Consider the following 16,877-nt stretch of genomic DNA (forward strand, 5'->3'; position numbering starts at 1 on the left):
TCAGGCATCCGTGTCCAGCGCCAGCCGGATGAGACTGTCGTCGTCCAACTCGTCGATCAGGCCGGTCGTCTCCGCCGGCGACGCCTCGGCGGCATCGGGGTCGGCCAGGCGCAACAGCACTTCCATCAGGCCCGCGTCCCGCAGCCGGGACAGCGGAATCTCGGCCAGCAGTCCGCGGATGCGGTCCTCGCCCGGATCGGCGCCGTTCGCGCTCGTGAACAACTCACCGAGCAGCCGGGCGGTGAGCGCGGCCAGGGTCGGGAAGTCGAACACCAGCGTGGCCGGCAGTCGCAGACCGGTCGCCCGGCTCAGACGTCCGCGCAGTTCCACCCCGGTGAGCGAGTCGAAGCCGAACTCCCGCAGCGGGCGATCCTCCGGCAGTTCCTCCGCGCCGGTGTAGCCGAGGACCGAAGCCGCTTGGGCACGGACGAATTCGAGCACCGCCTCGTACCGTTGCGGTTCGGGCAGGCCGGACAGCCGGCCGCGCAGCTCCGCGGATTCGCCGGGATCGGGCTCCTCGACGACCGGTTGACGCTGATGCAGCTCGGCGATGAGCGGGCTCGGGCGCGCGACGGTGAACGCGGGCGCGAATCGCTCCCAGTCGATCTCGGCCACCACCGCGGCCGCATCGTCCTGCCCGGCGACCTGCCGCAGCGCGGCGATCCCGAGGTCGGTCGCCATCGGCTCGACTCCGCGGCGGCGCAGCTGGTCCGCGGAGACACCCTCGGCGAGGGTGCCCTCCGCCCACGGTCCCCACGCGATCGAGACCGCGGCCGATCCGCGCTCGCGCCGGCGCCGCGCCACCGTCTCCAGCGCCGCGTTGGCCGCCGCGCCCGCCGCCTGGCCCGCACCGCCCCAGATCGCGGCGACCGAGGAGAACAGGACGAACGCGTCCAGGTCTCGATCGGCGAACACCTCGTCGAGGTGCACCGCGCCCGAAACCTTTGCGGCACAGACGTTCGCCAGCTGCTCGAGGGTGAGTTCGGCCAGTCCCGCCGCGGCGCTCACGCCCGCCGCGTGCACGACGGCCGTGATGGCGTTGCCACCGGATTCGACCTCGCGTACCAGTTCGGCCAGTGCGGCACGATCGGCCACATCGCAGGCCGCGAACGTCACTGCGACACCGAGTTCGGCGGCCAGCTCGGCCGCTCCCGGAGCGTCGGGTCCGCGGCGCGACACCAGCACCAGGTGTTCGGCGCCCGCGCCGGCCAGCCAGCGTGCGATCCGCGCACCCACCGCGCCCGTCCCGCCGGTGATCAGTACCGTGCCCCGCGGTCGCCACTCATTCGCGGATTGCCCACTGGGAGCGGGCACCAAGCGCCGCGCCGAGACACCGGAGGAGCGCACCGCGAGCTGGTCCTCGCCGGTGGCGCCGGACAGGATGCCCGCGAGCCGGGCCGCCGCACGCTCGTCCAGTGTTTCCGGGACATCGACGAGTCCGCCCCAGGCACGCGGAAACTCCAGCGCCGCAACCCGGCCCAGCGCCCACACCTGCGCCGGCCCGGCCTCGATCGTCCGATCCGACCGCCCGACCGCCACCGCGCCACGCGTAATGCACCACAGCGGCACGTCCAGCGGTGAATCCGCGAGGGCCGCAACCATTTCCAGCGTGCCGGTCAGTCCGCGCGCCAGCACCGGATGCACCGGATGCGGCCGGGTGTCCAGCGCCAGCAGCGACAGCAGCCCGGCGATTTCGGTGCCGTCGGCGAGGATGTCGCACAACCGATCCGGCGTGACGGTCACCGCTTTGGCGCCGTGCCGTTCGAGGGCGTCGCTGAATTCGGCGGCGTCGAGACCCTCCGGCGTCACCACCACCCAGGTGCCCGACATCGCGGGCGCACCGTCGGCGACCGGATGCCAGTCGACCCGGTAGCCCAAGGCATCGAGGGTAGAGCGGGTGCGCCGGCGGCTGCGCCACGCGGACAGCATCGGCAGCACCGCGCTCAGCGAGGAACGCGGGTCCGCCCCGTCGCTGCCGACGGCCGCCGCAAGCAGGTCCACGTCACCGCGGTCGACGGCATCCCAGAACGCGCCGTCGCTCTCCTGTGCCGCACCGCCCGGCTGCGGCGTGAGCCAATACCGTTTGCGCTGGAAGGCATAGGTGGGCAACTCCACCACGCGCCCCCCTGCGACGAGTCCGGCCCAATCCACCGCGAGACCTCGCACGTGCACCTCGCCCAGCGCGCCCAGCATGCGCGACAGTCCGCCGTCGTGGCGGCGCAGCGAACCGGTGACGAGCACCTCGGCGCCGCTGTCGTCGGCGATCTCCTGGATCGGGACAGTCAGCACCGGGTGCGGGCTCGCCTCGATGAACACCCGGTGCCCATCGGCCAGCAGTGCGCTCGCCGCGTCGGCGAATCGCACTGTCTCGCGCAGGTTCCGATACCAGTACGCGGCGTCCAGGGTCGCGGTGTCCAGGGTCGTGCCGGTCACCGTCGAGTAGAACGGCACCCGCGAGGACCGCGGTGTGATCGATGCCAGTGCCGAGAGCAGTTGCGCGCGCAGCCCTTCCACGTGCGCCGAGTGCGAGGCGACGCCGGCGGGAATGTGCCGGGTGTCGATATCGGGCAGGCTCGCGTGCAGTTCGCCGAGGGCCTCGGCGGCGCCGGAGACGATCACCCGCCGTGGCCCGTTCACGCCCCCGATCGCGAGCCGGTCGCCCCACGGCTCGATCAGTTCGCGCACCTGCTCCACCGGCAGCGGCACCGACAACAGACCGGTGGTCCCGGTCAGGGTCGTCAGCAACCGGCTGCGCAGCACCACGATCCGGGCGCCGTCCTCGAGGGACAGTGCGCCCGCCACGCAGGCGGCGGCCACCTCGCCTTGCGAATGGCCCACTACCGCGGCCGGTTCCACGCCGCAGGAACGCCACCATCCGGCGAGCGCGACCAGCACCGCCCACAGCACCGGCTGCAGGACGTCGAGGCGTTGCAGCGCGTCCTCGTCGGTGATCGCCTCCCGCAGCGACCATTCCACGAACGGGGCCAGCGCCCGTTCGCATTCGGCCAGCCGCTCGGCGAACACCGGTGACGAATCCGCCAGTGCCAGCGCCATTCCCGGCCACTGGGAGCCCTGCCCGGGGAAGACGAACACAACCTTGCCCGGTTCGCCGGCGCTACCGCGCACCACGGCGGGATCGGCCGCGCCGGTGGCCAGCGCGCTCGTCGCGGCCAGCAGCTCCGCCCGGCTCGCGCCGACCAGCACGGCCCGCTGCGAATACGCCGATCGGGTGGTGGCCAGTGACAGCGCGATATCGGCCGGGCGCAGCTCCGCATCGCCGAGGACCCGGGCACGCAGTCGATCCGCCTGGGCGCGCAGCGCCGCCTCGGTCCTGGCCGACAGCGGCCACGCCACCGCGTCCACGGTCGGCGTCTCGGTCGGCGCGGAAGGTGGCACCGAACCCGGTGTGGCCGTGCCGGTTTCCGCGGGCGCCTGCTCGAGAATCAGGTGGGCGTTGGTGCCGCTCAACCCGAACGAGGAGACTCCGGCCCGGCGCGGCACCTCCGACATCGGCCACGGCACATCGCCGGTGAGCAGTTCCACCGCACCGGCGGACCAGTCCACCTCCGGCGTCGGGCGATCGATGTGCAGCGATTTCGGCAGCGATTCGTGCCGCAGCGCGAGCACCATCTTGATCACGCCCGCCACACCCGCGGCGGCCTGGGTGTGCCCCAGATTCGACTTCACCGAGCCCAGCCACAGCGGCCGGTCCCGATCCTGGCCGTAGGTGGCCAGCACCGCCTGCGCCTCGATGGGGTCCCCGAGCCGGGTCCCGGTGCCGTGCGCCTCGACCACATCCACCTCGGCGGCGGACAGGCCCGCATGGGCCAGCGCCTGGCGGATGACCCGTTGCTGCGCAGGCCCGTTCGGCGCGGTCAGCCCATTGGACGCGCCGTCCTGGTTCACCGCGCTGCCACGCACCACCGCCAGCACCGGATGCCCGAGCCGGCGCGCGTCCGAGAGTCGCTCCACCAGGACCAGGCCCACGCCCTCGGAGAAGCCGGTGCCGTCTGCGGCCCCCGCGAACGCCTTGCAGCGACCGTCGGGTGCGAGTCCGCCCTGCTGGGAGAAGTCCTCGAAGGTCAGCTGGGTCGCCATCACGGTCACCCCGCCCGCGAGGGCCATGGAACATTCACCGCTGCGCAGCGATTGCGCGGCCAGATGCAGTGCGACCAGCGACGAGGAGCAGGCGGTGTCCACGGTGACGGCCGGGCCCTCGAGGCCGAAGGTGTAGGCGATGCGACCGGACATGACGCTGGTCGCCCCGCCGGTCAGCGCGTAACCGTCCGCGCCGCCGCCGTAGCCGTGCGCCCAGGTGCCGACGAAGACACCGATCCGGTTGCCCCGCACGGTCTCCGTGGCCAGGCCCGCACGGTCGAACGCCTCCTGCGAGGCCTCGAGCAGGATGCGCTGCTGCGGATCCATCGACAAGGCCTCGCGCGGTGAGATTCCGAAGAATTCGGCATCGAAATCCCCGGCGTCGTACAGGAATCCGCCCTCGGTGGCGGCCGAGCGGCCGGCCAGGTTCCAGCCGCGGTCGCGCGGCAGCGGCGACATCACGTCCGCGCCGTCGCACAGCGCCTGCCACAACTCCTCCGGTGAGCCGATGCCGCCGGGGAACCGGCAACTCATCGCCACGATGGCGATCGGATCGTCCGCACCGACCGGCGCCGGCGCCGCGAGCTCATCGACGGTGTCGGTCCCGACCAGCTCCGCGCGCAGATATCCCGCGACCGAGGCGGCACTGGGGTAGTCGAAGATCAGCGTCGCGGGCAGGCGCAGCCCGGTGTCCGCGCCCAGCCGGTTACGCAGCTCGACCGCGGTGAGGGAATCGAATCCGAGTTCGTTGAAGGCGCGCGCGGAATCGATCGACTCCGGCCCGGCATGACCGAGCACCACGGCCGCATGCGTGCGCACCAGCTCGACCAGGAACTCGTCGCGTTCCATCGGGTCCATCCCGCCCAGCCGCCGGGTCAGCGAGGCGTCCGGCGCGACGACCTCGGCCGCGCGACGCCGGGCCGGCGCCCGGACCAGCCCGGCGAGCAGCGGTGAGACCGGCGCGGCGAGCTTGGCGGTATCGAGGTGGAACGGCAGCAGCAACGCGGTGTCCGCACTCAGGGTGGCGTCGAACAGGGCCAGACCGTCGGTGGTGGACAACGGTTTCGAACCGCCGCGCGCCATGCGGGCCAGATCGGCCGCGTCGAGGTGTCCGGAGATGCCGCTGGGCTGCGCCCACAATCCCCAGGCCAGCGCGGTGGCGGGCAGTCCGCGGGCGCGGCGGTGCTGGGCCAGGGCGTCGAGCACCGAGTTCGCCGCGGCGTAATTGCCTTGTCCCGCACCGCCGAAGGTGGCCGCGATGGAGGAGAACAGCACGAACCGGGCCAGGTCCATTTCCCGGGTCAGCTCGTGCAGGTGCAGTGCGGCATCGGCTTTGGGCCCCAGCACCGTGTCGACGCGTTCGGGGGTGAGCGAGCCGACGGTGCCGTCGGCGACCGTTCCGGCGGCGTGCACCACGGCGGTCAGCGGGTGCGCGGCGGGCACCCCGGCCAGCAGTTGCTCGACCGCGTCGCGGTCGGCGACATCGCAGGCGGCCATGGTCACCTCGGCGCCCAGCGCCGAGAGTTCGGCTGCCAGTTCGGCATCCGTGCCACGGCGGCTCGCCAGCAGCAGGTGCCGCACGCCGTGTGCGGTGACCAGATGCCGGGCGACCAGCCGACCCAGTGCACCGGTCGCCCCGGTGACCAGGACGGTGCCCGCGGGATCCAAGGCGGCCGGGACGGTGAGCACGACCTTGCCGATATGGCGGGCCTGGCTCATGAACCGGAACGCGTCGCGGGCGCGGCGCACATCCCAGGCGGTCAGCGGCAGCGGCCGCAGTACGCCTTGTTCGAGCAGCCCGCGCACCTCGCGCAGCATCTGCTGGATGCGGTCGGGTCCGGCCTGGAACAGATCGAACGCGCGGTACTCGACCCCGGGGTGAGCGCGCGCGACCGCGTCCGCCTCGCGGACATCGGTCTTGCCCATCTCCAGGAAGCGGCCGCCGCGCGGCAGCAGTCGCAGCGACGCGTCGACGAATTCGCCTGCCAGCGAATCGAGCACGACATCGACGCCGTGACCGCCGGTGACCTCGCCGAACGACTGCTCGAAGTCGGTGGTCCGAGAGGAGGCGATATGGTCGCGGCCGATTCCGGCCGCGCGCAACGCATCCCACTTGCCGGGCGCGGCGGTACCGTACACCTCGGCGCCGAGGTGGCGCGCCAGCTGCAAGGCGGCCGTTCCGACGCCGCCGGCGGCCGCGTGCACCAGCACCGACTCCCCCGCCCGCAGCCCGCCGAGATCGACCAGCGCGTAGTAGGCGGTGAGGAAGACGACCGGGGCGGAGGCGGCTTCGGCGAAGGTCCAGCCTGCCGGAATGGTGGTGATCAGCCGCTGATCGGCGATGGCCACCGGCGCGAACGCACCGGTCAGCAGGCCCATCACCCGATCTCCCGGGGCCAGCCCGGTCACGCCCGGACCGACCTCGAGCACCACGCCCGCGCCTTCGAGCCCGAGGGCTTCGACCGCGCCGGGGTACATGCCGAGCGCGTTGAGCACGTCGCGGAAGTTCAATCCCGCCGCGCGCACCGCGATCCGGACCTGTCCGTGCGTCAGCGGCCGGGCCGCGGCGTCATTCGGGACCAGGGCGAGGTTCTCCAGTGTGCCGGGACCGGTGGTGTCCAGTCGCCATGCGGTGTCCGCGGGCGCCACCAGCGCGGGCTCGGCCCGGGTGAGCCGGGGTGCGAGCGGTGCGCCGGCGCGGATCGCGACCTGTGGTTCGCCCGCACCCAGGGCGGTGGCGAACGCTTGGGCGAAGCCTGCCGTGGAATCGGTGTCCGCCAGCAGGATTCGGTCCGGATTCTCCGATTGCGCCGACCTGAGCAATCCCCACACCGCGGCCCGCGCCGGATCCGGCACCCGGTCCCCGGCCGCCGCGGCGACCGCGCCGCGGGTGACGACCAGCAGCAGCGTCGTGCCGTCGGCGAGGCAGGCCTGCAAACGGTCCAATGTCGCGTGCAGGGAACCGAGTTCGGCGTGCGCGGCGACCCGATGCCCGGCAGCGGTCAGCTCGCCCGCGATCTCGGCAGCGCCGTCGGCGAGCACGGTCCAGCTCTCCTCGCGGATCGCCGGGCTTGCCGAGATCGGCGCCCAATCGATGGCGAACAGCGAGTTGCGCGGTGTCCCCGCGCGCGACAGCTGCTCGGCCGAAACCGCGCGCAGCACCAGGGATTCCACCTCGGCCACCGGCTGTCCGGCCGCATCGGCCACCACCAGGGTGTAGCCGTCGCCGGCGGCCGGGGTGAGCCGCACCCGCAGGGCGGTGGCGCCGGTGGCGTGCAGGGCGACCGACCGCCAGGAGAACGGCAGCCGGCCGATCTCGTCGGGCGCGGCGAAGCCGAGCGTGTGCAGGGCGGCGTCGAGCAGGGCCGGGTGTATCCCGAATCGTTCCCCGTCCAGGCCCTCCGGGAGCGCGACCTCGGCGAAGACCTCCGCACCGCGCCGCCAGGCGCCGCGCAGGCCGCGGAAGGCCGGGCCGTAGCCGAAACCGTCCGCGGCGACGCGCTCGTAGTAGCCGTCGAGCCCGATCGGCTCGGCGCCGGCCGGCGGCCATTCCTGCAGCGCGGCAGGACTGTTCGGTGCGCCGGTGGCCAGCACGCCTTCGGCGTGGCGCGTCCATGGTTCGTCGTCGGCCGCGGTGTCGGCGCGCGAGTACACGGTGACGCTACGTCGGCCGGTGTCGTCGGCCGCGCCGACCGTGACCCGCAGCGCGACGCCGCCGCGTTCGGGCAGCGGCAGCGGCGCTTGCAGGATCAATTCGTCGAGCAGGTCGCAGCCGACCTGGTCTCCGGCCTGTACGGCCAGCTCCACGAAGGCCGTGCCGGGCAGCAGCACCGTGCCCATGACCGTGTGATCGGCCAGCCAGGGCTGGGTTTCCAGGGACAGCCGCCCGCTCAGCACCACCCCGCCGGATTCCGGCAGCGCCATCACGGCGCCGAGCAGCGGGTGACCGGTCGCGCTCAGTCCGGCCGCGGTCATGTTCCCGCGCGCGGGCAGCGCGCTCGGCCAGAACCGGCGGCGCTGGAAGGCATAGGTCGGCAAATCGACCGTCGTGGCGCCGGAAAACAGTGGCGCCCAGTCGATATCGATACCGTGCACATGCAGCCGGGCGAGCGCGGTGAGCGCGGCCGATTCCTCTGGACGGTCCTTGCGCTGTAGTTCGACGAAGGTCGCGTCGGGCAGGCAGTCCTGTCCCATCGCGGTCAGTACGCCGTCGGGTCCGAGTTCGACGAAGGTCGTCGCGCCGAGGGCGGCCAGCCGCTGGATGCCGTCGGCGAAGCGCACGGCCTCGCGCACGTGGCGCACCCAGTATTCGGCGTCGTAGGCGCGTACGGGTTCGCCGGTCAGGTTGGACACCACCGGAATCCGCGGCGGCAGATAGGACAGCCCGGCCGCGATCTCGCGGAACTCGTCGAGCATCGGTGCCATGAGCGGTGAGTGGAAGGCGTGACTCACGCTCAGCCGCTTGGTCTTTCGATCGGCGAAGTGCGCCGCGACGGCGTCGACCGCGTGCGCCTCCCCCGAGACCACCACGGCGCGCGGTCCGTTGACCGCCGCGATGCTTGCTCCGCCGGACAATACGGGCAGGACTTCGGCCTCGGTGGCCTGGATGGCCACCATCGCACCGCCGACGGGCAGTCGCTGCATGAGCCGCCCGCGCGCGGCCACCAAGGTGCACGCGTCCTCGAGGGTCAGCGCTCCGGCGCAGTGCGCGGCGGCCAGTTCACCGATCGAGTGTCCGAGCAGGAATTCCGGTGTGAGGCCCCAGCTTCCGGCCAGGCGGAACAGCGCCACCTCCAGTGCGAACAGCCCGGCCTGGGTGTAGACGGTCCGGTCGATCAGCTCGCCACCGTCGAACACGATGTCGCGCAACGACTGTTCGAGGCGGTGATCCAGTTTGGCGCAGACCTCGTCGAAGGTCTCGGCGAATACCGGGAACCGCTCGTAGAGTTCCCGGCCCATCCCCGGCCGCTGGGATCCTTGCCCGGAGAACAGGAAGGCCACGCGCGCCTCATCGGCCGCGACGCCTGCGATCACCCCGGATGCGGGCGCGCCGTCGGCCAGGGCGTGCAGGCCCTGTGCGAGCTCCTCGCGGTTCGCCCCGAGTACCACGGCCCGCTGTTCGAGCGCGGCTCGCGTTGTCGCCAGCGACAATCCGACGGCGGCGAGATCGAGTTCGGGCGCGGTGTCGGTGAAGCTCAGCAGCCGGCGCGCTTGGGCGCGCAACGCGGTCACGCTGCGTGCCGACACCAGCCAGGGCGAGATTCCCGCGGTGGTGAGAGCAGCGGTAGCAGTGGTCGCGGTCACCTCCGGGGCTTCCTCGAGGATGACGTGTGCGTTGGTGCCGCTCACGCCGAAGGAGGACACGCCCGCGCGGCGCGGGCGGCCGTGGTCGGGCCAGGCGCGGGCCTCGGTGAGCAGTTCGACCGCGCCGGAGGTCCAGTCGATGAACGGCGACGGCTGCTCGCTGTGCAGGGTTCTGGGCAGTTCCCGATGACGCAGTGCGAGCACCATTTTGATGATCCCGGCGACGCCGGCCGCGGCCTGGGAGTGCCCGATGTTCGACTTGATGGAGCCGAGCAGCAATGGCGTGTCCCGGTCCTGCCCGTAAGTGGCGAGCAGGGCCTGGGCCTCGATCGGGTCGCCGAGGATGGTGCCGGTGCCGTGCGCCTCGACCGCGTCGACGTCGGCGGTGCTCAGCCCGGCATTGGCCAAGGCCTGGCGGATGACCCGTTGCTGCGCAGGCCCGTTCGGCGCGGTCAGACCGTTCGAAGCGCCGTCCTGATTGATCGCCGAGCCGCGCACGACGGCCAGCACCCGATGCCCGTTGCGGCGCGCGTCGGAGAGTCGTTCCACGAGCAGCATGCCCGCGCCCTCGGACCAGCCGGTGCCGTCGGCACCGGCGGAGAACGCCTTGCACCGTCCGTCCGCGGCCAGCCCGCGCTGGCGGGCGAACTCGGCGAAGATCTCCGGTGTGGACATGACGGTCGCACCGCCGGTCAAGGCGAGGGAACATTCACCGCGGCGCAGCGATTCGCTCGCCAGGTGCAGGGCGACCAGCGAGGACGAGCACGCGGTGTCGACCGTCAGCGCGGGTCCTTCGAGGCCGAAGGTGTAGGCGATGCGCCCGGACATCACGCTGGTGGCGCCGCCGGTCAGCGCGTAGCCCTCGGCTCCGGGCACCGGCTGTCCGCCGCCGTAGCCGGACGCGGCCGCGCCGATGAACACCCCGGCCCGCCCGCCGCGGATCGAGGTCGGATCGATGCCCGCGAATTCGAAGGCTTCCCAGGAGGTTTCGAGCAGCATGCGCTGCTGCGGGTCCATGGCCAGCGCCTCGCGCGGTGAGATCCCGAAGAACTCGGCGTCGAATTCGGGCATGTCGTGGACGAATCCGCCCTCGCGCGTGGTGGAGCTGCCGTCGGCGGCGGGGTCGTAGAGGTTCTCGATATCCCAGCCGCGGTCGGCCGGGAAGTCACCGATCGCGTCCACGCCCGCGGCGAGCAGCCGCCACAGCTGGTCGGGGGTGTGGACCTCGCCGGGGAATCGGCAGCTCATGCCGATGATCGCAATGGGTTCGTCGGAGGCGGCCGCCGCGGTGACCGGCGCGGCCGTGGCGCGCACGCCGAGCAGTTCGGCGGTCAGGTATCCGGCCAGCGCCGCGGCGGTCGGGTGATCGAAGATCAGGGTGGCCGGCAGGCTCAGCCCGGTCGCGGTGCCGAGGCGGTTGCGCAGTTCGACGGCGGTGAGCGAGTCGAATCCGATCTCGGTGAAGGCGCGCGTACCGGGGATGGCCTCGGGCGATTCGTGACCGAGTACGGCTGCGACGGTGGATCGCACCAGTTCGAGGACGGCTCGTTGCTGTTCGGCCGCGGTCATTCCGGCGAGCCGGCCCGCGAGCCCACCGGCTTCGGCCGGGGCCGTGACGGGTGCGGCGACGAGCTGCCCACCGCCGGTCTCGGGCGCGTCGAGCCAATACCGTTGCCGCTGGAACGCATACGTGGGCAGCGCGATGCGCCGGGCCCCGGATCCGGCGAACCGGCCGGCCCAGTCGACGGGGGCGCCGTGGGTGTAGGCCTGCGCGATCGAGGCCAGGAATTGGTCGTAGCCGCCCTGTTCGCGGCGCAGGGTGCCGGTCACCGCGGCCGGTTCGGCGTAGCCGTCCAGTGTTTCCTGCACGGCGGGCACGAGGACCGGATGCGGGCTGCATTCGACGAAGAGCCGATACCCGTCGTCGAACAGCCCGCGGATCGCGGTCTCGAATCGGACCTGCCGGCGCAGGTTTTCATACCAGTAGCGGGCGTCGAGGGTGGCCGTGTCGATCCACTGCCCGGTGGCGGTGGCGAAGAACGGCACCGCCGCGGCGCGGGGCGTGACCCCGTCCAGGGCCTCGAGCAGTTCGTCGCGGATCTGTTCGACCTGCACCGAGTGCGAGGCGTAGTCGACCGGTATCCGCCGGGTCCAGATGCCCTGTCCGGCACAGTGTTCGATCAGTTCGGCCATGGCGGCCGGTTCACCGGACACCACCACCGAGGTCGGTCCGTTGACCGCCGCGAGTTCGAGCCTGCCGTCCCATCGGGTCAGCAGGGTCTCGGCCGCGTCGGCGGTCAGGGCGAACGAGGCCATCGCACCGTGGCCGGCCAGGGCCGAGAGCGCGCGGCTGCGCAGGGCGACGATCTTGGCCGCATCCGCCAGGCTCAGGGCGCCGGCGACGCAGGCCGCCGCGATCTCGCCCTGGGAATGGCCTGCGACCGCGCCGGGCTCGATCCCGTGCGCGCGCCACAGTTCGGCCAGCGACACCATCACCGCGAACAGCACCGGCTGCACGACATCGACGCGCTCGAGCAGTGCGTTGTCGCGCAGCGCCGCCGACAGGTTCCAGTCGACGTACGGTGCCAGTGCGACAGCGCATTCGGCCATGCGCGCGGCGAAGATCGGGGACGAGTCCAGCAGTTGCACCGCCATGCCGGTCCACTGCCCGCCCTGACCGGGGAACAGGAACGCGATCCTGCCGCCGACGGTGGCGCCCGTAAGGACCCGCGCGCTCTGGTCTGCGCGGGACAGGGCCGCCAGGCCGTGGCGAAGTTCGTCGCCGTCGCGGCCGAGCACGACCGCGCGATGCTCGAGCGCGGAGCGGGAGATGGCAAGGGAGAAGCCGATATCCACCGCGAGCGCCGCGTTCGCAGACAGTGCTGTCTCGTTCGCAGGCAGCGCTGCCTCACTGGAGAGCGCGCCGTCCACTGCGCTGAGCAGTCGTGTGGCCTGGCCTTGCACGGCGTCGGCGGTCTTGCCCGACAGCACCCACGGAATCGGGTCCAGCGCGGCGCGGCCATCCGGATTCGCCGGTGCCACCACGTCTTCCGTCGTGGCGTGTTCGAGGATCACGTGTGCGTTGGTGCCGCTGATCCCGAAGGAGGAGACCGCCGCGCGGCGCGGTCGCCCGAGTTCGGGCCAGCGCACCGGCTCGGTGAGCAGCCGCACCGCGCCGGCGGTCCAGTCGACCTGGGTGCTGGGCGCGCTGACGTGCAGGGTCCGCGGCAGCGTGCCGTGCCGCATGGCCATGACCATCTTGATGATTCCGCCCACGCCCGCGGCGGCCTGGGCGTGGCCGATATTGGATTTCAAGGAACCCAGCCACAGCGGCTGTTCCCCGGACCGGTCCTGTCCGTAGGTGGCGAGCAGGGCCTGCGCCTCGATCGGATCGCCGAGAACGGTGCCGGTGCCGTGCGCCTCGACCGCGTCCACCTCGGCGGTGGACAACCCGGCATTGGCCAGCGCCTGGCGGATGACCCGTTGCTGCGCAGGACCGTTCGGTGCGGTCAGCCCGTTGGAGGCGCCGTCCTGATTGATCGCCGAGCCGCGGATGACCGCCAGCACGGGGTGCCCGTTGCGGCGCGCGTCGGAGAGTCGTTCCACCAACAGCATGCCCGCGCCTTCGGACCAGCCGGTGCCGTCGGCGTCGGCGGAGAAGGATTTGCTGCGCCCGTCGGGTGCGAGCGCGCGCTGCTTGCTGAACTCGACGAACACCACCGGTGTCGGCATGACGGTCACACCGCCCGCCAGTGCCATCGAGCATTCGCCGTTGCGCAACGCCTGGCAGGCCAGGTGCAGGGCGACCAGCGATGAGGAGCATGCGGTGTCCACACTGACCGCGGGGCCTTCGAGACCGAACAGGTAGGCCACCCGCCCGGAGGCGATGCTGGCCGAGCCGCCGGTGCCGATGTACCCCGACAGGGCTTCGGGCACGGTGTGCAGGCGCGAGAGGTAGTCGTGGTACATCACGCCGGCGAAGACGCCGGTGCGGCTGCCGCGCATCGTCTCCGGGGCGATGCCGGCGGATTCGAAGGCCTCCCAGGTGGTTTCGAGCAGTAGTCGCTGCTGCGGGTCCATGGCGGTCGCCTCGCGGGGGCTGATCCCGAAGAAGCCGGCGTCGAATTCCGCCGCGTCGTAGAGGAATCCGCCCTCCCGGACGTAGCTGGTGCCGGGCCGGTCGGGGTCCTCGCTGTATTCGACATGCCAGCCGCGGTCGGCCGGGAACGGCGCGACCGCGTCGGTGCCGGTGTCGACGAGACGCCAGAGCTCCTCCGGGCCGGTGACGCCGCCGGGGTAGCGGCAGCTCATGCCGACGATGGCGATGGGCTCGTCGGCGGCGTGCGCCGCGGCGGTGACGGGTGCGAGGGCGCGGTCCTCTCCGAGGAGTTCGGAGCGCAGCCACTGTGCCAGCGCGGCCGGTGTCGGGTGGTCGAAGACGAGGGTGGCGGGCAGGCGCAGACCGGTCCGCTCGGCGAGGCGATTGCGCAGTTCGACCGCGGTGAGGGAATCGAATCCGAAGTCGCGGAACGCCGTGCCCGCATCGATCTCGCCGGAGCCGGTGTGCCCGAGCACGATCGCGGCCTCGGCACGGACGAGATCGAGGACGATCCGGTCCTGTTCGGGTTCGGGCAGCCCGGAAAGGGTAGCGGTGAGCGAGGATTCGACGACCGCCCGCCGCGCAGGCGCGCGCACCAGGCCCTGCAGCATGGCGGGCAGGGACTCCGCCGCGGCCTGTGCGCGCAGTACGGACAGCTCCAGCCGCACCGGCGCGAGGACCGCTTCGGCGGTGGGCCACGCGGCGTCGAACAGTGCCAGGCCCTCCCCCGCCGACAGCGGCCGGGCGCCGATCCGGGCGATGCGGGCCGTGGCCGTGTCATCGAGATCGGCGGTCATTCCGCCGGTCTGCTCCCACGGCCCCCAGGCCAGCGAGGTGGCGGGCAGCCCGAGCGCGCGGCGATGCTGGGCGAGGGCGTCGAGGAAGGTATTGGCCGCGGCGTAGTTGCCCTGTCCCGGACCGCCCAGCACGCCGGCGACCGAGGAGAACAGCACGAACGCGGAAAGCTCACGGTCGCTGGTCGCTTCGTGCAGGTACAGGGCGGCGTCGAGCTTCGGGCGCAGCACGGTGTCGATGCGCTCGGGGGTGAGCGCGGTGACGACACCGTCGTCGAGCACGCCGGCGGTGTGGACCACGGCGGTCAGGTCGGTGTCGGCGAGCAGCGCCGCGACCGCGGCGCGATCGGCCAGATCGCAGGCCGCCGCGGTGACCTCGGCGCCGAGTCCGGTGAGTTCGGCGATCTGGTCCGCGTCCGGGCCGCGCCGGCTGACCAGCAGCAGTGTGCGCACGCCGTGGTCGGTGACGAGATGGCGGGCCAGCAGCCGGCCCAGCGATCCGGAGGCGCCGGTGATCAGCACCGTGCCCGCACCGAATCCGGGACGCTCCTCGGCCGGGGTTACCGGAACGAACCGGGGCACATGGACTTTCCCGCCCCGCAGCACGAATTGCGGCTCGCCGGTGGCCAGCGCGCCGCGCAACAGGTCCGGGGTCCGGCCGTCATGGTCGGCGAGGACGAAGCGGCCGGGATGCTCGCTCTGCGCGGACCGCACCAAACCCCACACCGGAGCGTGGACCAGGTCGGTGAGGTCCGGACCGGCCGCGCCCCGAGTCAGGAAGACCAGGGTGGATCCGGCGAATCGGTCGTTCTCCAGCCAGGTTCGAATCGCGTGCACCGCCTTGTGGGTCGCGGCGTGCGCGGCCTCCGCGGTCGCCTCGCCCGGTTCCGGCTCGAAGGCCAGGACCGTGAATTCGGCTGCGTGTTCACCGATTTCGTCCAGATCCCGGTGGATGTCGACGGTCTCCGCGATGGGATGCGGCTGGATCTGCGGCCAGTCGATCCGGAACAGCGAGCGCGGCCGGATCCGGGGGCGGCGGTCCAGGCCGTCCGCGGTCACGGGCCGCAGCATCAGCGCGCCGATCGAGGCGACCGGAGCCCCGGCGCCGTCGGCCAGCTCGAGCGCGACCGCATCCGCACCGGCCGGTGTCAGCCGGACCCGCAACGTCGACGTACCCACCGCCCGCAGCTCGATATTGTTCCAGGAGAAGGGAATTCGGCCCTGTTCCTCGTCGCGGCCGAGACCGAGGGTGTGCAGTGCGGCGTCCAGGAGTGCCGGATGCACACCGAAGCGTTCGGCTTGATCCGTATCGGGCAGGGTGACTTCGGCGAACAGTTCGTGGTCGCGGCGCCAGGCCGCGCGCAGCCCCTGGAAGGCCGGGCCGTAGTCGAATCCGAGGCCCGCGACCCAGTCGTAGTAGCCGTCCACGTCGAGTGGTTCGGCGCCGGCGGGCGGCCATTCGACCATCGCGGCCGATTGGGTGTATCCGCTGGTGCGCGTGGCCAGTACACCACTCGCGTGGCGCGTCCACGGTTCGTCCGCGTCGGTCTCGTCGGGTCGCGAATGGACGGTGAGCGGCCGTCGCCCGGCCTGGTCGGGCGCGCCGACCAGCAGTTGGACCGCCACGCCGCCGTGTTCGGGCAGGATGAGCGGGGCTTCGAGCGTCAGCTCCTCGAGCAGGTCGCAACCGGCCCGATCCGCGGCGTGCAGCGCGAGTTCGACGAATGCGGTGCCGGGCAGCAGGATCCGGCCCAGCACGACATGATCGGCCAGCCACGGATGCGTGCGCACGGACAGCCGGCCGGTGAGCAGCATCGAATCGGCGTCGGCGAGGGTAATGGTCGCGCCCAGCAGCGGATGCCCGGCCGCACCGAGGCCGGCGGCGGTGACATCGCCGGTGCCGGCAGGTGTTTCGATCCAGTACCGCTGTCGCTGCGCCGCGTACAGCGGCAGCTCCACCGCCCGCCCGGTGAGCATGGCGCTCCACGCGGGCCGGACGCCGTGCGCGAACAACCGTGCCACTGCCGTGGTGACGGCTTCGGCCTCGCCGCGGTCCCTGCGCAACGCGGGCGTCAGCACCGCGTCCGCGTCGGACACGGTGTCGCGGGCCATCGCGGTGAGGGTGCCGTCGGGTCCCAGTTCGAGGAACTTGGTGGCGCCCTGGGCGTGCAGATACCGGATGCCGTCGGCGAAGCGGACCGTGTGACGAACGTGGCGGACCCAGTAGTCCGCGTCGAAGGTGTCGACCGGTGCGCCGGTCAGATCGGACACGATCGGGATGCGGGGCGCGGCGTAGGTCAGCCGCGCGGCCACGCGCCGGAATTCGTCGAGCATCGGGTCCATGCGATGCGAGTGGAAGGCGTGACTCACCGTGAGCCGCTTGGTCTTCCGATCCGTGAACCGCCCGGCGATCGCGGCCACGGCGTCCTCGTCCCCGGAGACGACGACGGCGTCCGGCCCGTTGATCGCCGCGAGGCCGGCCCGGTCGGTGAGCAACGGCGTGATCTCGTCCTCGCTCGCCGCGATGGCGGTCATGGCGCCGCCGGTGGGCAGTGCCTGCATCAGGCGGGCGCGCGCCGCGA

General features: G+C 72.4%; 1 protein-coding gene (running past one end of the window). It reads right to left on the reverse strand.

Annotated elements, in window-relative coordinates; translation table 11 throughout:
• Nucleotides 1–16,877 carry the 3' portion of a type I polyketide synthase gene (locus tag ACIP5Y_RS46875; protein WP_400360316.1) on the reverse strand. The gene runs 1,999 nt beyond the window's last position, so the window shows 16,877 of its 18,876 coding nt (coding positions 2,000–18,876); the start codon falls outside the window, past its right edge; its stop codon occupies nt 1–3.

It is taken from the genome of Nocardia sp. NPDC088792, from assembly GCF_044750615.1.
GTDB lineage: Bacteria > Actinomycetota > Actinomycetes > Mycobacteriales > Mycobacteriaceae > Nocardia.